Source organism: Vibrio hannami (assembly GCF_029589055.1).
GTDB classification, from domain to species: Bacteria; Pseudomonadota; Gammaproteobacteria; order Enterobacterales; family Vibrionaceae; genus Vibrio; species Vibrio hannami.
Map to the genome: position 1 here is coordinate 309,564 of NZ_JARQZP010000003.1, position 19,135 is coordinate 328,698.

At 41.2% G+C, this 19,135-nt stretch carries 19 protein-coding genes, 1 pseudogene and 1 riboswitch; of the genes and pseudogenes, 7 read left to right on the plus strand and 13 right to left on the minus strand.

Features of this window, described 5'->3' with window-relative positions; all coding sequences use genetic code 11:
* Window positions 1-4: 4 nt before the first annotated feature.
* The 7 genes and pseudogenes from P7F88_RS02905 to P7F88_RS02935 all read right to left on the minus strand — a co-directional run bounded on the left by P7F88_RS02905 (window position 5) and on the right by P7F88_RS02935 (window position 6,027).
* Window positions 5-884: pseudogene (locus tag P7F88_RS02905) on the minus strand (sensor domain-containing diguanylate cyclase).
* 100 nt (window positions 885-984) lie between these two features.
* Window positions 985-1,758 carry an ABC transporter substrate-binding protein gene (locus P7F88_RS02910; protein ID WP_277821852.1) on the minus strand — a complete coding sequence of 258 codons (774 nt, stop codon included), beginning with the start codon at window positions 1,756-1,758 and terminating at the stop codon, window positions 985-987.
* Window positions 1,709-2,449 (minus strand): ABC transporter ATP-binding protein, encoded by a 741-nt coding sequence (locus P7F88_RS02915; protein ID WP_277821853.1) that lies wholly within the window; start codon window positions 2,447-2,449, stop codon window positions 1,709-1,711. Before P7F88_RS02915 ends, P7F88_RS02910 begins: the two co-directional genes overlap by 50 nt.
* Window positions 2,442-3,392, minus strand: a complete 951-nt coding sequence (locus P7F88_RS02920; protein WP_277821854.1) for a FecCD family ABC transporter permease — start codon at window positions 3,390-3,392, stop codon at window positions 2,442-2,444. The genes P7F88_RS02915 and P7F88_RS02920 overlap by 8 nt, the downstream gene beginning before the upstream one ends.
* A complete protein-coding gene (locus tag P7F88_RS02925; RefSeq protein ID WP_277821855.1) occupies window positions 3,389-4,126 on the minus strand; it encodes an ABC transporter permease in 738 nt (245 codons plus the stop codon). Before P7F88_RS02925 ends, P7F88_RS02920 begins: the two co-directional genes overlap by 4 nt.
* Window positions 4,119-5,006 carry an ABC transporter ATP-binding protein gene (locus P7F88_RS02930; protein WP_277821856.1) on the minus strand — a complete coding sequence of 296 codons (888 nt, stop codon included), beginning with the start codon at window positions 5,004-5,006 and terminating at the stop codon, window positions 4,119-4,121. The genes P7F88_RS02925 and P7F88_RS02930 overlap by 8 nt, the downstream gene beginning before the upstream one ends.
* Window positions 5,007-5,046: 40 nt before the next feature.
* On the minus strand, window positions 5,047-6,027 hold the full coding sequence (locus P7F88_RS02935) for a sirohydrochlorin cobaltochelatase (RefSeq protein WP_277821857.1): 981 nt from the start codon (window positions 6,025-6,027) through the stop codon (window positions 5,047-5,049).
* A 109-nt stretch (window positions 6,028-6,136) separates the two neighbouring features.
* Window positions 6,137-6,326: riboswitch (cobalamin riboswitch) on the minus strand.
* 424 nt (window positions 6,327-6,750) lie between these two features.
* On the opposite strand from P7F88_RS02935, the gene P7F88_RS02940 reads away from it, so the two are divergent.
* Entirely contained in the window at window positions 6,751-7,935 is a 1,185-nt protein-coding gene (locus tag P7F88_RS02940) for an acetate/propionate family kinase (RefSeq protein WP_277821858.1), read from the plus strand.
* A 467-nt stretch (window positions 7,936-8,402) separates the two neighbouring features.
* On the plus strand, window positions 8,403-8,606 hold the full coding sequence (locus P7F88_RS02945) for a hypothetical protein (RefSeq protein ID WP_277821859.1): 204 nt from the start codon (window positions 8,403-8,405) through the stop codon (window positions 8,604-8,606).
* 276 nt (window positions 8,607-8,882) lie between these two features.
* On the opposite strand, the gene P7F88_RS02950 is transcribed toward P7F88_RS02945, so the two are convergent.
* Window positions 8,883-9,194 (minus strand): NIPSNAP family protein, encoded by a 312-nt coding sequence (locus P7F88_RS02950; RefSeq protein WP_277821860.1) that lies wholly within the window; start codon window positions 9,192-9,194, stop codon window positions 8,883-8,885.
* Between the two features lie 361 nt (window positions 9,195-9,555).
* On the opposite strand from P7F88_RS02950, the gene aldA reads away from it, so the two are divergent.
* On the plus strand, window positions 9,556-10,989 hold the full coding sequence (gene aldA / locus P7F88_RS02955; protein ID WP_277821861.1) for an aldehyde dehydrogenase: 1,434 nt from the start codon (window positions 9,556-9,558) through the stop codon (window positions 10,987-10,989).
* A 310-nt stretch (window positions 10,990-11,299) separates the two neighbouring features.
* On the opposite strand, the gene P7F88_RS02960 is transcribed toward aldA, so the two are convergent.
* The gene (locus P7F88_RS02960) at window positions 11,300-11,764 is read right to left on the minus strand and encodes a NanQ anomerase/TabA/YiaL family protein (protein WP_277821862.1); all 465 of its coding nucleotides are present in this window, start codon (window positions 11,762-11,764) and stop codon (window positions 11,300-11,302) included.
* Between the two features lie 612 nt (window positions 11,765-12,376).
* Between P7F88_RS02960 and P7F88_RS02965 the strand changes: the two genes are divergently transcribed.
* The 4 genes from P7F88_RS02965 (at window position 12,377) to P7F88_RS02980 (ending at window position 15,925) form a co-directional block, all read left to right on the plus strand.
* A complete protein-coding gene (locus tag P7F88_RS02965) occupies window positions 12,377-13,558 on the plus strand; it encodes an alginate lyase family protein (RefSeq protein ID WP_277821863.1) in 1,182 nt (393 codons plus the stop codon).
* A 13-nt stretch (window positions 13,559-13,571) separates the two neighbouring features.
* The gene (locus P7F88_RS02970; protein WP_277821864.1) at window positions 13,572-14,246 is read left to right on the plus strand and encodes an oligogalacturonate-specific porin KdgM family protein; all 675 of its coding nucleotides are present in this window, start codon (window positions 13,572-13,574) and stop codon (window positions 14,244-14,246) included.
* A 257-nt stretch (window positions 14,247-14,503) separates the two neighbouring features.
* A complete protein-coding gene (locus tag P7F88_RS02975) occupies window positions 14,504-14,674 on the plus strand; it encodes a hypothetical protein (RefSeq protein ID WP_338405524.1) in 171 nt (56 codons plus the stop codon).
* Between the two features lie 123 nt (window positions 14,675-14,797).
* Entirely contained in the window at window positions 14,798-15,925 is a 1,128-nt protein-coding gene (locus P7F88_RS02980) for an ABC transporter substrate-binding protein (protein ID WP_277821865.1), read from the plus strand.
* A gap of 143 nt (window positions 15,926-16,068) precedes the next feature.
* On the opposite strand, the gene P7F88_RS02985 is transcribed toward P7F88_RS02980, so the two are convergent.
* From P7F88_RS02985 to P7F88_RS03000, 4 genes are all read right to left on the minus strand, one after another.
* Entirely contained in the window at window positions 16,069-16,845 is a 777-nt protein-coding gene (locus tag P7F88_RS02985) for an SDR family NAD(P)-dependent oxidoreductase (RefSeq protein WP_277821866.1), read from the minus strand.
* Window positions 16,846-17,136: 291 nt separating this feature from the next.
* Complete coding sequence (locus P7F88_RS02990; protein ID WP_277821867.1) at window positions 17,137-17,583, minus strand: transporter substrate-binding domain-containing protein; 447 nt, start codon at window positions 17,581-17,583, stop codon at window positions 17,137-17,139.
* A gap of 8 nt (window positions 17,584-17,591) precedes the next feature.
* Complete coding sequence (locus P7F88_RS02995) at window positions 17,592-17,855, minus strand: hypothetical protein (protein ID WP_277821868.1); 264 nt, start codon at window positions 17,853-17,855, stop codon at window positions 17,592-17,594.
* Between the two features lie 457 nt (window positions 17,856-18,312).
* The gene (locus P7F88_RS03000; RefSeq protein ID WP_277821869.1) at window positions 18,313-19,074 is read right to left on the minus strand and encodes a DUF4344 domain-containing metallopeptidase; all 762 of its coding nucleotides are present in this window, start codon (window positions 19,072-19,074) and stop codon (window positions 18,313-18,315) included.
* Window positions 19,075-19,135 lie beyond the last annotated feature (61 nt).

Here is a 19,135-nt window from a genome sequence, read left to right on the forward strand (position 1 = left end):
AAGATCACTGAACCTCAACCACCTGATTTCGCCCTCTGTGTTTTGCAACGTAGAGGGCGCCGTCAGCCCGGCTTAATAGCGAGTCGATGTTGTCATTCTCTCGTAGTTCTGCAGCTCCGATACTAACGGTAAACTCCGGGCCGCTCATCTCTTGGCTCATTTTTTCTACTTTTTCACGGATACGTTCGGCGATCATTTTGGCATTTTCGATATCGGTTTCAGAAAACAAGATAGCAAACTCTTCCCCCCAGACGTCCAAGAATATCCTCATGTCTCAGGCTGTCCTGGCAAATATCTGAAAGCATACAGATGGACTGGTCGCCAACCGCATGTCCGTAACTATCGTTAACCGCTTTGAAGTTATCAATATCCAGCATAAGTACAGACAAGGTTCTTTTGTTTCTGGCGTGAAAGCTGATTTGTTTTGATGCAGTAAGGAAGAAGTGGCGTCGATTGCTGATTCCGGTCAGGTAGTCGGTATTAGATTCCTGAGTGAGTTTTTCTTCTACCTGCTTCCTTGATGATATATCAACAAGTGTCCAGACAACCCCTTTGCTTAAATCTGGCTCTTCTCCAGCATCTATCGCTATCGCCGAAATACTCAACCAAACGGTGTCTCCATCCTTCTTTAAAAAAGGAAAGTCCACAACGATGGGTTTTCCCTTAAGCAGGCTTTTTTCAATATAGAAGTTAAATAATTCCTGGTGGGACGAGTTGATGTGGTAGGAATCAATCTGCAGTTGGTCGATATCTTCGAAGTTGCTGTAACCCAGAAGTTCACAAGCGGATTGGTTCGCCTGTGTGATATTCATGTCTTTATCAGTAAGAAGAATTCCGGCTAAGCACTTTTCGTATAAACATCTGAAGTCAATCTGTCCACCCATGTTCACCCACCAGATAATTAGATTATTTATTACAGAAGTTATTAATAAGTCTAATCCAAAATGGTGAGGTGACACGGAAGAAATTGAACTGATTTACACCTTACTCTAGAAACCTTTTGTTCATCTCAAGTGCGAGAGAAAAAGAATGCGTTGTTGCTCTTGAAAACTCTAACTGATCAACTTTTACGATCTTGCTATCAAGAATGTTGAAGTTGGGGCGTGATAGTGGTGGGGTCGGGTTTTTATTCATTGGCCCGACCTGATATAGGTAGAAGTCAGGATTTTCAAACAACACGCTCTCTACATTGAACTTAACCACTTTTCTATTTCCGGGAGCGAGTAGTTCTCCGCCTGCTGCGGTAACAATACCATTTACGATACTGCGTTGCCCTGCCACCATAAATGGGCTTTCGGTAACTTCAAAAACAACTTTTGGTTTATTTGGCAGCGATTTGATCTGCTGCTGAATAGCGGTGAGCTTAGATACGAGCTGTTTTGCTTCTGCTTGCTTATCAACCAGTTGCCCAAGAGTCTCTACCTCTTCCAGGATTTGCTTTAGGGTGTGTGGGTCGTATTTAACGACATCGGCCTCGATTTGACCTGCCATCTGGTCGGAAAAAAAACGATTAGAACTAATAATTAGCAGGTCAGGTTCTAACCCTTTGATGAGTTCTACGTTAGGTTTGATATGAGAACCTATCTTAAGGGCATCAGGAAAATCGTGATTACTGCGTGTGACACCAACCACTTTATCCTGAGCTCCCAACTTAATAAGGATATCTCCGGCGGCAGGGGCTAACAGTACGATTTTGTCGTACGCGTAACTAGTTGGGGCAAAAGCTAAAGCTAGTAGTATCAGTAGATACCGAAACATCGTAGACCTCGGATAATAGTTGTGGGGTGACTTCACTTCTAGGGACATCGTAAATCAGGTTGCCCTGCTTAAAAAACAGGAATCGGTCAAAGTACTGGTATGCGAGGTTGATATCGTGTACCGATGTGATCACCGTTTGCGGTTGCTGGCTCATATGCTCGAATATTTCCAGAGTATGGCGTATGTCCAGACTGGAGTTAGGTTCATCCATAAAGATAATGGGAGCTTCCTGATTGAGTACTCTGGCTATCATCACCCTGCGTTTTTCACCGCCGGAAAGGTCTGAATAACTTTTCTCTTTATATTGTTCAATATCAAGCAGCTTCAGAAGTTCCAGCGTTTTGTCTCTGTCTTCCTGCTGAAACTCATTGGTTGTTAAGTGAACATATCTTCCAAGCAGTGCTACTTCCATCACGCTGAACGGGAAAGAAATATCAGAGAACTGAGCCAGTACTGAAAACAGCCTTGCCCGTTTGGAGTGTGAGATTTTTTCTATCGCTTTGTCGTTATAATAAACAGAGCTTTTGGGTACATCAATCAAACTTGTAGCAAGGTTTATCAGGGTACTTTTTCCGCACCCGTTTTCTCCCATCAGGGCTACTTTCTCGCCGTGTTTTATCTCAAGGGCAGGAACATTAAGCCTGAAATCACCCCGGCTGAATTTAAGAGATTTAATGGTTATATCAGCCATTCCAGAAGTGCTCCCTACGATGTTTCAGCAGGTAGAAGAAGAACATACCGCCAAATATAGCGGTCATGATACCGACGGGCAGTTCTGCACCTCCAGGTATGATAACTCGCGATAGAGTGTCCGAAGTCATAAGCAAAAATGCACCAAACAGGCTTGAATAAAAGATGTTGTGTTTCATATCACTTCCGAACAGGCTTCTGGAAATGTGCGGTACTATCAGGCCAACAAACCCGATAATACCGGAAAAGCTTACTGCGACAGAAACTAAAAGAGTTGAAGCGATAAACACCAGTGAACGGAGTCTGTGAACATTGACTCCCAGACTCTGAGCGGAGTGTTCGTCTAACGCTAGAATATTTAGCTTCATAGCATTGCGATGTAAATAGGTAAACACGATAGCAAACAGCACAAAGCAAACTATGAGCCTTTCCGCATTAACCATAAATATTCCCCCCATCAGCCAATAGACGATAGAGTTAAGAGAGTCTTCAAAATAGTATTTGGAAAAACTAATAACGGCGGATGAAACCACGTTCATTACCACGCCTGCCAGAATCATAGTGATAGGGTTAATTTTGCCACCAGTGAGTGACATTTTATAAACCATCCCCAATCCACCAATGCCGGTAATAAAAGCAAAAACAGATATAAGGTGAACGGGCATACCAAGGGAAATTGCCAGAACCGCACCTAACGCTGAGGATGAGGCCGCTCCGGTCGTAAAACTGTCAGCTAGTGGGTTTTTCAGGGTGAGCTGATATATGCTCCCGCTAAGCCCTAGCATAGCTCCGATAATCGCTGAAAAAAGTACCCGGGGTATTCTAAGCTCAGTAAGAATTTTGTACTCGATTTGAGACATATCGAGCGGGTTGATTAAGTTGGGGCCAATAAGCGTGGAAACCAAAAGCGTTACAACAAAGAGACTGACTAGACCCCACTTCATGCTTCAACCTTATATACGATTCTTGTTGCGATGAATACCAGAGCAATATTCAGAACCAACAATATTCCCAGAGAGGAGTAATTGTAAGGTGCGTCCAGCAGTGATGAGCGAATCAAATCAGCGCTATAAGTCAGTGGAGATAGCTTAGCGAGCCACTGGATAAACACTGGCATCTGGTCAACCGGAAAAAATGTACCAGATAAGAACATCATAGGTGTAATCACGAATGAGTTCATTGTTGCCTGATCTCTATGGTTTTTCATCTTAAGAGATACAATTAAACCAATAAGCGCAAAAGCAATTAGGTGTAGCACTAAAGCAAGCAGAAACTGGATACCAAAGTGCAGGGAGATACCGCATATTACGCTATAAACAGAAACGACCACCACGGGAATCATGCCTTTGGTCACGCCATAGGCGACTTCACCCAAAACAATTTGCCAGCGCTGATTTGGTGATAATAAGTACTCTTCGAATATCTTGAGATAGAAGCGGCTGATGTTAATTTCAGTCGCAATATTGTAGCTGTGATTCATGCTCGACATGGCTAATAAGCCGGGAAGCAGGAAGGTAAGGTAGTCGATTCCCTCAACGCTGGTTCCTTTCCCTACACCATAGCCGAATGCCATCAGATACAAAAATGGAGGCACAGCGGCAGCCAGAACCACCCGAACCAGTTTTTTTCTAAGAACTGTGCATTCGCGGTAATAAATACCAACAACACCATCAAGCATTTTTTGCTAACCTCTTTCCTGTTAAATGAAGGAATACATCTTCAAGTGTTGTTTCTCTGATACTGACAGGTGCATGCGTAATTTGAGAAAGCCTTTCCAGAGCTTGCTCTCTGTCGTCAAAAAATTCCTGTTTCAACTCTTCGGTTTCAATATCGAGTACGCACTGTCCAAGTTGTTGTTTTAGCGTCTCGGCGGTGCCTTCGGTTACTATTTTACCGCTATCGATAAAAATCACTCGCTCAGAGAGGCGTTCTGCCTCTTCGATATAGTGAGTAGTCAGAAAGATAGTACATTTATGTTCCTGATTGATCTTATTCAGGAATGACCACATCTTGCGTCGGCTATGAGGGTCAAGGCCAACCGTTGGTTCGTCGAGGAAGAGGATTTTCGGTTTATGCATAAGTGCGCGTGCGATAACCAGCTTGCGCTTCATACCACCGGATAATTTTCCCGAAGGTTTTTGTTTGTGTTCTTGCAGGCCTGCAAATTCCAGACTCTCCTCGATCGCCTGTTCAAGCGCTTTTCCTCGCATTTTATACAGAAGACCATGTACTCGAAGGTTTTCGGCGGGGGTGAGTTCTCTGTCGATATTGTTGTGTTGAGGCACAACACCAATTAAACGTCGGAGTTCGTGTCTGTCTGATCGATTTTCCAGGTTATCGTAAAAGATCTGGCCGGAATCCGGTTCCAGCAGGCCTGTTAACATTTTAATTGTGGTTGTTTTCCCGGCACCGTTTGGGCCAAGAAAGGCGCAAATTTCCCCTCTTTGCAGGGTGAAGCTCATATTATCTACCGCCCGGCTCTTACCAAAACTGCGGGTAAGAGACCGGACTTCAATAAACGCGTCTTGTTTTAAACCTGCGTCTTGAGTTGAGTCCACTACTTTTTTGAATTTAACGGTGCGTTCACGAAACTACCCTTTACTTAAGCGCTAACTTGGCATCGTTTGCCGCGTCAACAAGGTGCTGAAGATAGATTTTCTGGATAGCATCTTTGCTTCCCAGGCCTTCTAATACAGGTATTACTTCAATACCTTCTTTGGTCAGCATTACCTTCCATGAATCGTCTTCATCGCCGGCCATATCATTGGTTGCGTGGTCGCCTGCAACTACCATCAGAGGCTTAGCCGTTACTTTATTAACGCCATCTTTTTTCATATCTGCCAGCACTTTATCGAAACCAGGGTGGCCTTCAACCAGACCTACGTAGGTTTTCACTTCAGGGTAGGCTTCGTTCATCAATTCGCCTAACTCGTAGTACAAGCCTGTTGAAAGGTGATCGTTGCCATGTCCCATGTAAACAAGAGCCGAGTTATTTTTCTTAGCCAATTCGACGTCATCTTTTAAGGCAACAGTGAGTTTTTCAAGATCCTGACGGTATTCATGACCTTTTCCCCAGGTACCCATCAGTGGACGACCTACAGCGATGGTGTTGAATGGCTTCCACTTTTCTTTGATCGTTTCAATAGAACGCAATCCGTTGATATAAGCGTTAAGGTCGATGAACTCCTCACCATGTGTCAACAAAGTCGTCTGAACAACGATGTTTTTGTAACCTTCATTCTGAAGGTCTGCGAGAGTACCAAGAATGTTCTTCACTTCGTAGAAGTTTTCTGGGATCTCCGGGTGAGCGTCTTTATACTGCTGATCAGAGTCTCTTTCGTGCCAGATCTTACGAATGATGTTTGATGTAAACGCAAACTTAACCGGAATGTCTGGATAGGCGTTCTGTACCTCTTCCTGAATACCGATAAGAGAACCCACTGCAGTATTGTAAGTTGTTCCGAAAGCAGCAAGTACAATAGCCGTTTCTCCTTCGCTAGCGGCATTATCTGAAGCCTGTGCCAGAGGAGTTGCCGCTATTGCGCACATTAAAAGAGAGGTTGAAAATTGTTTTAGCATTGTTATGTACCGTAAGTTATATCCATTAATAAAGTACTTACGGGGTTGATAGTCGGGTATTAGCAAAGAAAGCTTATGTACCACGAGTAACCCGCTCGTATTGTGAAATCTATTCACATTTATTCAGGCAGGTCTCCTGGCTCTTGGGTCACTATCTGACAGATTCCCTTCCCGGTATTACCCAGTGGTTTTAGTTCTGTAGACTCGCCAATTACAGTTGCGGGCACAGCTCAAGAATTTAACTTGATTCCCTATTAAGCGAATGCAAAAATCATTGCACCTGAAGTGTATTTATAATGCCCCAATAAAACATTAATTAACTGTGATTAAAATCAATTAATTGATGCTTTATCAAAAAATTGCCATAAATGGATAAATTTTTGTCATTGATAGATAAATTTTTGCTTGATATAAGCTGATAGATAATTCATTAGTGTGTAGTTCAAATATATTATTGTTGATGCCATTGCTGACAATGTTTTTTTACAAGATACACTGTGGTTGATGGTGGTGTGATTTTAATTTATCTTATTGTTTATAATAAGTATTATATCAATTTGTTTGTTGGTTTGGATGACAAGAAAATCGTATGTTTATTAATTTATTGCTACCGTAATTAGATATGGTTGTCGATATTTTTTCATCAATCACTGATATATTCGATATTATATTTAGACAAGAAGTATATAACTTTATTAACGATTGGTTTAATTCGAGGGATCGATGAATAATATAGTAATGGCTGTGAATGCTGGCAGCTCAACAATTAAATTTCAGCTGTTTGAAATGCCTTCAGAACAGGTGGTCGCGAAGGGTTTAATTGACAAAATAGGGAAGCAGGACGCGGTATTCTCAATCACTTATGGTGAAGGTAAGAAGTTCAGTCTAGAAGAACCTATTTCTGATTATAAGAGCGCGATTGAAAACCTGCTGACATCGTTGACTGAGCTTGGTGTTGTTTCGGATCTTGGTGAGATTATTGGTGTCGGGCATAGGGTAGCTCATGGTGGGGAGCGTTTTAGCCAGGCGACGGTTGTAACAGAAGAAGTCCTGCAAGAAATTGTAGCTCAAACAGAGCTTGCTCCTTTGCATAATCCCGCCAATGTGACAGGTATAAAAACTGTTATGAACACACTGCCTGATGTGTGTAATGTTGCTGTCTTTGACACCGCTTTTCATCAGACAATGAAACCCGAATATTATTTATATGCGATTCCATATGAGTTGTACCAAAAATATGGCGTACGTAGATATGGGTTCCACGGAACCAGTCATGCGTATGTAGCAGAACTTTGCGCTGAAGAGTTGGGTAAGCCTCTATCAGACCTTAAGGTCATAAGTTGTCATCTGGGAAGTGGCGCAAGCATTTGTGCTATTGATAGTGGTGAATCTGTGAATACTTCGATGGGCTTTACGCCACTGGCTGGCTTAATGATGGGTACCCGATGTGGGGACATCGATCCGTCTATATCTGGTTACTTACAGGACAAATTGAATACCGATTCATCACAAGTTCAGGAAATCTATAATAAAGAGTCTGGTCTGCTGGGTATTTCTCAGCTTTCTAACGATTGCCGAGAAATAGAACTTGCTATGGAGTCTGGTAATTTACAGGCACAGCTTGCTCTGGACATGTTTGTCGAGCGAATTCGTCATTTTATCGGCAGTTACATGGTTCAAATGGGAGGCCTAGATGCATTGATTTTCACGGGCGGTATTGGTGAAAACTCTCGAACAGTAAGAAGCAAAGTCACAGCAGGACTTTCTCGCCTGGGCATTGAGATGGATGACGAAAGAAACAAGGCGAACGATACGTTAATTCATAGTGATACGTCGAAAGTTTCTGTGCTGGTACTAAATACTAACGAAGAATTAATGATAGCTCGAGAGGTCTATCAAAAGCTGTAACTTTTATTCACGAGGCCTTAAGGTGCTGTTAATTAGTACAGTACCTTGAGTATCGGTGGCGGTAAGACTCTGGATACTGCAAAAACAGTAGCGTACTACGCTTAACTTTCAGCTGTTATGGTACCTACTAGCGCGTCTAACGATGCGCCATGTAGCGTACTTCAGTTCTATACACTGAAGGTGGCGTGTTTGACGAGTACGCGCTTCTACCAACTAACCTGGCTGAAATGGGCGTAAAAGAGACCGATAAAGAGAAGCTTTACGAACAAGCGGCAATTCTTGCCGCTGACCGTCTGGGTTCTTAATATTGCTTCTTAAGACCAAATCTCAGTATCTTATTGAAAAATAAGCACCCAAAAGGCTCAGAACAACCTGGGCCTTTTTCTTGCATCAAAAATCCCGATTTCATTTCAACTAGATGCTGCGCGGATATACAGAAACGCGGTGGTGTTAAGGGAGGATTGAGAATGAACGGTGCAGAAGCCAGACAAGAGTTTAGAAAAGTTGTCGACGACTTAAAATCTCGCGGTACCTATGCAGGAGAGATAGAGTTTGGCCCTGAAGGCGATTGGCTGGGAATGGTTTACGAGAAAAACTATGACTACAGTGATTTCCGTGAACAGGTACAGTATGCGAGATTAGTTTATAACGGCAGGACATCACTGAAGTGATGTCCATACCTGGATTTGTGTAAGTAACGAGGGAGACTGACAGATTAATCTATCCCAGTTTTCGATCTTGCATATCTATTCCAAAACACCCGATGTGAAGGTTGGTAAGGTATGGTAATAGACCTTGCCTCAAGCGCTCCTAAGTTTTCTTCCGTAGTGATTATAGAAAACTCGCGAATTCTAGCGATGATTTGTTGGAAGTATCTGTCTGCTGCTACCTTTAGCGAATCATCTTGGGTGCTGTAGTAATTATGTAGTGAGCTAAGGGTAGTGTGTTCACAAGGCAGGGTAAAGTAGCTTTACATTAATTGAGTGTTCATCAATCAATGTAAATACTTTTGGTCGAATAACGGTAATCCACCAATCATTATAAGTTTCTTTATAGATACGTTGACGAGCATCTTCACTTTCAAATTCTCGAAGCCACACAAAAAAGTCAACCCCGTTGTCATCAGTTCGCAGATACGTATCTATAATCAACATTCCTTTCGAGTGCTGATATGGAAGGAGTTCATCATTCATCCACTGAATCCACTCCTCTGTTTTCCCCGGTTTAATTTTATACTCACGCAATTCTATGATTTTCAACTATTTTTCCATTTTTTAATTCGATTCATTTTAAATCAATCAAGTAAACAACTAATTTAGCAAAATCACTGAACCGTTTCTATCGAGCAGAAGACAGTAACTTAACCGACCTATTTCGAATCACCGCATTTGACCACGAATTTTTGATGTAAGGCATAAAACTAACATGACAACCAAATGTTTTCACAATGTTACCATTTGGTGATCTTGAACGTTTGATTCTTTAGATATTGACGTTAATTTTTAGATATAGCGAAAAAACTCGAAGGTAGAGTGGGTGTTGTAACATTACTATTCATGCGTGGTAACAAATAAGCAACATCTTATAACCACCTACACCTAATAAAGAGGAGAACGCTACATGCAAACTCAACGACATTACAATAACTATATCAATGGCGCCTTTACAGACACTAGTGAACGTATTGACGTATATAATCCCGCAACAGAGGAGCTAATTTCTACTGTACCGGCTTCGAATGAAAGTGAAGTAGAACAGGCTTTAAATGCTGCGACAAAAGCAAAGAGTCAGTGGGCAGGAACGCCAGCAGTTGAGAGAGCGAAATATTTGCGAGCTATCGCAGAGAAAGTGCGTGAGAACACGGAATATTTAGCTACAGTTATTAGCGAAGAGCAAGGTAAAACTCTTGATTTGGCAAAAGTTGAAGTGGGTTTTACCGCCGAATACATTGACTATATGTCAGAGTGGGCCAGAAGAATTGAAGGTGAAATTATCACCAGTGACAGACGCGGTGAAAATATCTTTTTATTTAGAAAGCCTATTGGTGTTGTCGCGGGTATTCTACCTTGGAATTTCCCATTTTTCCTCATCGCTCGTAAAATGGCTCCTGCATTAGTAACCGGAAACACCATTGTTATTAAGCCGAGTGAAGAGACTCCCAATAACTGTTTTGAATTTGCCAAGTTAGTTGCAGAGACAGACCTACCCGAAGGGGTGTTTAATGTAGTATCGGGGCGAGGTAATGTTGGTGCACAGTTATCGATGAGCAGTAAAGTCGATATGATAAGTTTTACTGGTAGCGTCAAGACGGGGGAGAATATTATGGCAGCAGCTGCCCCTAATATTACTAAGCTGAACCTAGAACTTGGGGGTAAAGCTCCGGCTATAGTTCTTGATGATGCTGATGTAGGTTTAGCGGTTAAAGCGATTAGAGACTCAAGAGTCATCAATTCAGGGCAAGTATGTAACTGTGCTGAGAGGGTCTATGTGCAGCGAGGGGTCGCAGAAGAGTTTATTGCGCGTATTACTAAAGAGATGCAATCGACTCGCTTTGGTAACCCTTTAATTGACCCAAATATAGAGATGGGACCACTCATAAATCGTCAAGGTTTGCAGAAAGTCCAAGATTCGGTTAATACGGCCCTAGCTCAAGGAGCGAAGTTGGAGTGCGGGGGAACCGTTGCTGATAACGAAAAAGGTTATTATTTCCTACCGACAGTGTTAAGCGGCTGCAATATGTCCATGGATATCATGAAGCTGGAAACTTTTGGCCCAGTATTACCGATTCAGATAGTGGACTCTTTAGACGAAGCAATTGGTTATGCTAATGATTGTGAATATGGGTTAACGTCTTCCATATATACCAAAGATCTCTCCAAAGCTCTACATGCGGTAAAAATGCTTGAATTTGGCGAAACGTATATTAACCGAGAAAACTTTGAAGCAATGCAAGGCTTCCATGCTGGTGTTAGAAAATCAGGTATTGGTGGTGCAGACGGGAAACATGGCTTATATGAATTTTTAAGTACTCAAGTCGTATACATGCAATCATAAGTCGTATGAACTACTGTGAATACTCTTTTCGAGGATAGTTACACCCACTTAACTTGAAATCTGGATAAGAATCGAAGAAGACTAAAAGCTGGTTCTGTGAGCAATGTTTCGACCAAATAGAACTCACTATAAATGAACCAGCTATGCAAAAATTAGCTCATGCATCTATGTCCAAACGATTGATTACGTTATATATCGACAACTAATAAACCCCAATGTTACCCAGTTTCATCAGAATAATTCTCGCTTTAGAATCATCGATTATCTAGGCTCCTAATAGAGTAGCAATTAATCAATAAACAAAACTAAGTCAAACGAAGATATCAGCAGGTATCTTTATAATCGCCTTTCTGACCCTACCTGTTGAATCAACGGCACAAAGGGGGCGATGCACCTGATTAGGAAAATAAAGTACAAAATCTCCCGATTTCAAATCAACAAAATTTTCATTCACTACATCTTCGATAATAAGCAAATCGTTTTCTACTTGATCAATTATTTGAATATCTTCCTCTAATACATTTGAGTATCCTATTCTCTCACAACCCTCAAGCAGAACTTGAACATCTATATATTTTTTATGAATTTCAGCCGCTCTTTGACTGCTATGCTCTGTTAGTGCTGAAATTAGGTTCACAAAGATTCGCTCATCTGATAGAGAATACACACCATCTGGATTACGTTCAGCAATTGCTACCGCCTCGTCAATCACGTTCCTTAACATAGTATAAGTGTAGGGAAGAAGGTCCAATTGAGTAATATTTCCGAATAACATGGGGTTACCTTAACAATTTAATTAACTTTAAGTAATTATTATTTACACACATAATACAATTAAAAAAAAAGCCAGCCAAAATGACTGGCAAGGGTGTGCTAATAGTTAGGCTTTAGTCACTACCAGCAAGTGCAAAATTTAATATACAAGGTCTTTCGTCATATCGCAATAAGTAAAACACTGTTTCATTAAAAAGAACATGCCGTTCCATATGGTGTTGTTCTCAATACCATATGTACTTTTGACTAAGATTTTTTGAAACAATATGCCGGATCATCTATATAAACTAGTTCGTCTGTTACAGACGAGTGAGCGCACTCTTAACACCATAGCGCACGCGCCTCTTTAGCGACAAGCTGGCAACCATTAGCTCGTAAGTTCATTGTTTAGATCTACTGGATTCCGTATTAAGCCATTTCAACGGCAATAAATCAGCTCTCATATGAACGCTTAAGATCTTCATATTTTTATGTCAAGTTTATTTTTTCAAGTTGCGATACAAAGTCTCATTATTAATATTATTAGACACTTATATGAAACTTCCTGATATCGATCACTTTAATGAACCAGCATTTCAATATTATAAGTACGGTGTTTTGTATGGGGGTTTTTATGATTTTTAGAAAAAGTACAATATTGGTAAGCATGGTTTTGTCGTGGGGTGCTTACGCGAATGACGTTGATTTTATTTCTTACGATCAAGTAGCGTTAGAGCACAACAAACAACACTTGGATGAGAAGAAAGCATCTCTTGAAAGCTTATTGAGTCTGGCTGATAAGGCACTAGTGGCGGAGGTTGATCCAGTCACGAACAAGACTCTTCTGCCTGCAAGCGGGAATAAGCAGGACTACTTTAGTTTTGGTCCTTATTGGTGGCCTAACCCAGATACCAAAGATGGTTTACCATATATTCGTCGTGACGGCGAATACAATATGGCAACCAAAAGCACAGCTACCGACAAGCAGCGTTTTATTCGATTTGCTAAAGATGTGACTAATTTGGGTCTTGCCTATTACTTTACTGATGATAAAGCCTACGCAGAAAAAGCGATCGCACAATTGGATGCATGGCTTGTCAATACTGATACCCGCATGAATCCACACCTGAAGTATGCACAAGCAATTCCTGGCATCGTAGATGGTCGTGGTATAGGCATTATCGAAAGCAGGCTGCTAATCCCGGTTCTTGATAGTGCTAATGTTCTGAAAGAAGTGATGAAGCCAGAGCAGTATAACGCGATTGTAGAGTGGTTTTCAGAGTTTAATGAGTGGCTTCTAACCAGCAATCATGGCTTTGAGGAAGACAACTGGCATAACAACCATGGAACATGGTACGACGCTCAGGTAGCGGCTTTTTCTATTTTTGTTGGACAAGATGATATTGCCAAAAAGCGTCTCAGGATTGCGCAAATGCGCCGCATTGGTAGCCAATTTGATATGAATGGACGTCAGCATGGAGAGCTTGAACGTACTCGTCCCTGGCACTATTCGAACTTCAATTTGGAGGCGTATAACCACTTAGGTCACTTTGGCGACAGATTAGGTGTAGATGTTTGGAACTATGAAGTCGACAAACACTCTCTCGAAAAAGGCTATCAATATATCGCTAAGTTCGCTAACAACCCAGACGGTTGGCTATACAAAGAACTAAAGGGCTTCGATGGTTCAAAAGCTTATGTGAATTTGCTGTATGCACAAAAAGCTTATGGAGGAGAAGTATTTACTGATGCTCTCAAAGAGCTAAAAAAAGAAGAAATAAACAATAAAAAAGTAGCCAATCTACTGTTCAAATAAAAGGGAATCATGTATGCCTAAAATATTTAAATTAGCGACTACAGCAGCAATAGTATTAATTGCTAGTGCTTCCGTTTCAGCCGCTTCTCTTGATTTTCGTCAAGAGTATAAACACGACAGCGAAGACTATTCTAGCCGTGTAAAAATCGGGTCCGGAATAGGTAACATTTATTTTGGTGTCGAAGCAATGCAAAAAGGGAAACCGTTTTCTGAGTGGGAATCAAAAGGGAATGAATTTGACATTGGTTACAAATATAAAATCAATGATAAGTGGATGCTAATTCCTGGTATGCCAGTTACTTTTTTCCCAGGCAGTGTAAGCTACAAACCCCAGATTCGAGTACAATATAAGTTTGATTCAGGTCTTGTGACTAAGCTGCGCTATCGTCACCAGTTCAGAGAGTTCTCTGATGACCGTGATAGCGAAACACTCAGTTATGTCACTGCTAACGTTGACTATCAATATGATCATTTCCAGTTTGGTCTTGAAGGTAACTATACTAAAGGTCATGATGATCAAGTGTTTTTCGACAATGGGGACACTAATTGGGATCTGGGTGTAAAAATCGGCTATAAGGGCGAAGATTGGAACTGGAGACCATATGTTGAGTTTGCCAATGTCTCGGTAAGCGGCACAAAAGCAGATCGGCAGTTACGCAGTCGTGTTGGCATTACTTACAGTTTCTAACTAGCCCAAAGCCTCGTGTGAATGATTAGTTCATACGAGGCTGTGAATAAAAGGCAACACCAAGCTTATTAGCCGTAATAAATAGGACGGCGCTCCAATCAAACTTTACCTACCAGACTCAGTTATCTAAAACAGGCAATAAGTCACATTCGCTATACCTATGGATAGTCCTTAAATTGATGGCTGTTTATAATGATTGCAATATTTGACCGTTCTTTTCTATATATCAAAATGAGTTAAGTACACAGATTGCCACTGTGGCAGAAGAGCAGGGTAGTGTCACTCAGGAAGTAAGTCGTAACATGTCAGTAATTAGAGATATTGTATTAGAACTCGAACGGAACAGTAAAGGCGCGCTGACCGATGCGGAAAGCATATCAGACGTTAGCTCTGAGTTATCCGATATCGTTAGTCGATTTAAGTTGTAGCGAGGATCCGAGATTTTGCGATTATTCCACGAAGGTAGAGCTCAGTCATAAGTTTTGCTAACTGACAATGTTACCGAAGGTGATCCTCAGAATATTGTGCGTTCAATCAAAAGGTAGTATTTGATGACCAAATTTAACAAATGCGTGACTAAGTTATTTTGTTTTCTTTTTACTACGATATCATGCGTAAGTGTAGCGTCAGATGAAGCCGACAGAATGCACGTGGTTTTTCTAAACCCAGCACATCCAAATGATTGGTTTTGGTCAATGACAACTGATTTTATGCAGGCTTCAGCCGAAGACCTTGGTATTGAATTTGAAGTTATTTACTCAAATCGCAACCACAAAAAAGTTGTTCGACAGGCAAAAGAAGTGGTTAACCGTGAAACCCCTCCTGACTATATACTTACAGGAAATGAAAAGGGAAGTGCTGGCGGAGTTATTGAAGTCGCAGAATCTGCTGGTGTTAAGGTATTTCTTTTCAATAATCCATTTGTAAGCAAAAGCGATCGTGCCCACTTTGGCCAGCCACGTGATAAATACGTTATGTGGATTGGGCAATATTCGGTGAATAATTTCTTTGCGGGCTATAAGATGGGAGAGGCGCTTATTAAGCAAGGTATTGAAAAGAACCTTTTCGCTCCTGATAAAACTTTGCACATTGTTGCTATATCCGGAAGCCGCAATACACACGCGTCTTCAGCTCGTGTAGCAGGATTAGAGGCGGTAATCGGTGCTTATTCGGAAAGAGCGAAATTACTTCAAGTAGTATCAAGTGATTGGAGTGAAAAAAATGCTTATGACAAAACAAAACGCTTACTAACTCGATATAAGCATATTGGTGCTGTTTGGGGTGCGAACGACAGTATAGCACTCGGCGCAATAAAAGCTGCTGAAGAATTTGGAAAAGTCCCCGGCAAAGATATGATTTTTGCCGGATGCGGTTGGTCTGAAAAAGGCATTAACAAAGTAAAAGAAGGAGTGCTAGCGACGACTGTCGGAGGGCACTTTATGGATGGTGCTTGGTCATTGGTGATGTTGTACGATTATCATTATGGATATGACTTTACTAGGAATACGATGAACTCTGATATGCATTCTATTGAGAGGCATAACGCAGAAAGCTTTATTGAATACTTTGGGTTTCGAGATTGGAGCCGGATAGATTTCTTAAGATTTTCGAAAAAGCACAACCCTACTATGAAGAGATATGATTTCAGCTTAGAGACGGTTTTGGAACAACTAAACTGACTTCAAATACTTCTACTTTAGCGTTGTCACTGCTATATGCAAATGTCCTATTACTATAGGACACAGCCAGTAGAAGAATCATATAGGCGTATATGAAAAAACACCGGCTATGAAGGTGGATACTCTTTAGCCTTAGCTAAAAGCTAAGACATGAACTGACCACCATTGACATGCAGAATTTGCCCAGTGACATACCCGGACATCAGGTGAGAGGCGAGGTACGCAAATGTTGGTGCCATCTCATCAGGTGTACCTAAACGGCTCATGGGTATACCCTTGCTCATTCTCTCCTTTGCCTCATCGTCTTTGTCTGCATGGAATGCTGTATCGACAGTGCCTGGAGCAATAACATTGAACCTAATATTATCGGCAGCATACTTCTTTGCCCATGAACGATTAATCGTATGTAACCAAGCTTTAGATGCTGCATACAAAGATGCACCAGGTCCACCACCGGAGTATGCAGCAATAGATCCAACACTGATGACTGAAGCTGACCAGTTTTTGTTTTTTGCTGACTCTTTGAGGAAAGGTAGGCACAGTCTCACCATTGTATGTGCAGAGCGCATATTAAGATAAGCGACATCATCAAAAAGCTCAGCGTCGATATCTTCAGTCTGTCTTCGTTCTACTAGTCCACCAACATTATTGACTAGTACATCGATACGACCGCGCTCACGGACAAAGTTTTCAACAAACGTTTCACATGCTTCATCGTTACAGAAATCTACCTGATGAAAACTCGCAGAGCCGCCCAAATTATTTATTGTTTCAATAGTGTCAGCAATGTTTTCGTGCTGACGATAAGATGTGAGTGACACGTGTGCACCGCTAGAGGCCAAGAATTTTGCAGCTGCTAAACCGATACCGTTGGTTGAGCCAGTTATCAGAATATTTTTGTTTTTTAAATCGTTAAACAATTTCCATCCCCACTAGTATTTAAGCTTTGGGAACACTTTATACGATATTTGGGTGCAAATAAACTGAAATGATGTTTTGATTATCTAGGGAAAGTTTGAGTGCTGAGCAAATTGAGAAAAATCATTAACGAGGTGAACTATGACAAGAAAATAACGTGGTTGATTCGCATAGGTAACTGTCCAGTTTGATAGGTGTAGAACACATTCGTATGTAATATTGTTCCTAGTGGATACATAAAGTCAGTCGACGTGATGCAAAATGACGACAAGTACAAATATTGTTGCAATGTATTAGAAGGTATATTCTCTGATGATTTGGTCTAACCTACCATTTTGTTCTATTTTTCTTATGCCGTTATTAAATTGACGAACTAGCTCTTCAGCATTCTTGATCTTTTTTGATATTACTAAATACATAGGTACACTGCGAACAGGTGTATTGGAGTAAGTGATTTTATTTTGTTCTTCTTTTGATAATTTGCTTAAATAGTAGAGACCCACATTTTTCGTTATTAAAACACCGTCAAGTGATCGATATAAAAGCCTGTTTAGTGAAACGTCATCATCAGCAACACGCTCAATACGTATAACTCCGTCTTTCTCAAGTTTATCTAAGAGTGGGGTTGGAGCCAGCTCATTCACACCTATATTAAGCTTCTGTTTGCTTGGTTCGTCACTTAAATCAATAGGGTTTGACTTGAGGTGAAAAACCACACTTTCAGTTGCGACAACGGGCAAGCTATATATTAGTTCTTTGGCTCTTTCATCCGAATATAGCCAGAGGGTAGATGCATGCCATTCTTTTTTTTGTCATCTTGTCCATTTTTAACATATAAGTAGGAACGTCGCCACGGGAAGAAACCAAAATTTGTTTTGATACCGACGGCAGAGAAAGCTTCAGACACAATATGGTTAGCCAACCCTCCATGCGGTAGGTTTTGTGAAGTGTAAGGAGCCCACTCTCCAGTGGTTACATTGACAATTCGCCAGTCGACCTGAGCATTTACCATGAACGACATCAAAGATATGATAATGAAAAATAGAGAAATTTTCATCAGTAGCCTATTAGCAAAATAAGTACATCAACAACTCGGCTATATGTTTAGGGAGTATCCTATTTCTTAGCTGCGTATAGTAAGCCATGAAAACAATATGAGTAACGTGCTTTGCTTGGGAAGCCCATTAAGATAGCTTTTCTGAGAAGCCTATGACTGAACTTGAAGACTGTCAATCCCTTTATGGAAATCTTTCATCGTTACGAATACTGCTATTACTCTGACATTTTAACTTTCTAATGCTATTTGTCTTATTGTTAGTATAGTGCAGGCTCGCCAAACTGCACAAGCAACCGTGATAGCTTGCCGAGTTACCTCCGCTCGAACAAATCTGTCCTGTTGGAAGAACTCAATTTGAGAAAGGGAGAATTAGCGATTCCTGATCGCGTTTTGGGACACCGATAGAATATGACTACTCTTGAACCTTTAAATATCGGTGCCAGTTGTTGCTGATTTGCTGGTAATTAAATTCGCAGTAATCTTTTCTGTTATCAAGATAATCGCTTTCTACTTCATCCAGTAAGTACTCGAACTTCTCCGGGTTGCTGCCGTACACAAGACAGAGGGTAGCGAAGTAACGTTGCATGTCAAAGCTATGTTCACCTGCATACTCGGACATAGCATAATATTCCGGTTTGTCTTCCGACTCGTAAGCAAACATATCGGCGGCACTGATCGCTACATCAGACCCTTTATCAACGTACTCTAATAACAATACTGTCGCAAAGTTATCAACGGCGTCTTCCTCTTTCCCCAGAATTGCAATGTCCTGGTCTGCTACATAGGCGTGTCCTGCTTCATGAAGCAAAGTATGCATTAACGTATCTAGTGCAGCGTATTGAGCCGATCTACCGTGTTCTTTTTCGTAGTTGTTTTTAGCAAAATATGCCTTCGCCTGAAGGTAGAAATCATAAGGGATAAAAACGGCGTGTTGTTGAGAGTCATAATATGGCCCATCGTTTTGACCATAGATGATTGTGAGCTTGTTGTTGAATGGGAATACACTATCTGCCAGCTCAGAAAATATAGGATTGATTCCACTTTCGATGATTTCGTCCCGAGCTTGTTTTTGTTGGGCATTGTTTGCTTTTTCTAACTCAACGGTCACGCTTTCACTAGCGAGCACGGGGACAAAAAGGGTGCTGGTCAGCAGAAGAGACAGTATTCGATTCATTATTTTACTCCTTGCTATTAAAAAGGGGATTATATAGTCACTAACTATATAACCCCCTTCA

Coding starts and splice junctions, on each gene's coding strand:
- P7F88_RS02910 (WP_277821852.1), bottom strand. CDS start 1,758: ATGTTTCGGTATCTACTGATACTACTAGCTTTAGCTTTTGCCCCAACT.
- P7F88_RS02915 (WP_277821853.1), bottom strand. CDS start 2,449: ATGGCTGATATAACCATTAAATCTCTTAAATTCAGCCGGGGTGATTTC.
- P7F88_RS02920 (WP_277821854.1), bottom strand. CDS start 3,392: ATGAAGTGGGGTCTAGTCAGTCTCTTTGTTGTAACGCTTTTGGTTTCC.
- P7F88_RS02925 (WP_277821855.1), bottom strand. CDS start 4,126: ATGCTTGATGGTGTTGTTGGTATTTATTACCGCGAATGCACAGTTCTT.
- P7F88_RS02935 (WP_277821857.1), bottom strand. CDS start 6,027: ATGCTAAAACAATTTTCAACCTCTCTTTTAATGTGCGCAATAGCGGCA.
- P7F88_RS02940 (WP_277821858.1), top strand. CDS start 6,751: ATGAATAATATAGTAATGGCTGTGAATGCTGGCAGCTCAACAATTAAA.
- P7F88_RS02945 (WP_277821859.1), top strand. CDS start 8,403: ATGAACGGTGCAGAAGCCAGACAAGAGTTTAGAAAAGTTGTCGACGAC.
- aldA (WP_277821861.1), top strand. CDS start 9,556: ATGCAAACTCAACGACATTACAATAACTATATCAATGGCGCCTTTACA.
- P7F88_RS02960 (WP_277821862.1), bottom strand. CDS start 11,764: ATGTTATTCGGAAATATTACTCAATTGGACCTTCTTCCCTACACTTAT.
- P7F88_RS02965 (WP_277821863.1), top strand. CDS start 12,377: ATGATTTTTAGAAAAAGTACAATATTGGTAAGCATGGTTTTGTCGTGG.
- P7F88_RS02970 (WP_277821864.1), top strand. CDS start 13,572: ATGCCTAAAATATTTAAATTAGCGACTACAGCAGCAATAGTATTAATT.
- P7F88_RS02980 (WP_277821865.1), top strand. CDS start 14,798: ATGACCAAATTTAACAAATGCGTGACTAAGTTATTTTGTTTTCTTTTT.
- P7F88_RS02995 (WP_277821868.1), bottom strand. CDS start 17,855: ATGGTAAATGCTCAGGTCGACTGGCGAATTGTCAATGTAACCACTGGA.
- P7F88_RS03000 (WP_277821869.1), bottom strand. CDS start 19,074: ATGAATCGAATACTGTCTCTTCTGCTGACCAGCACCCTTTTTGTCCCC.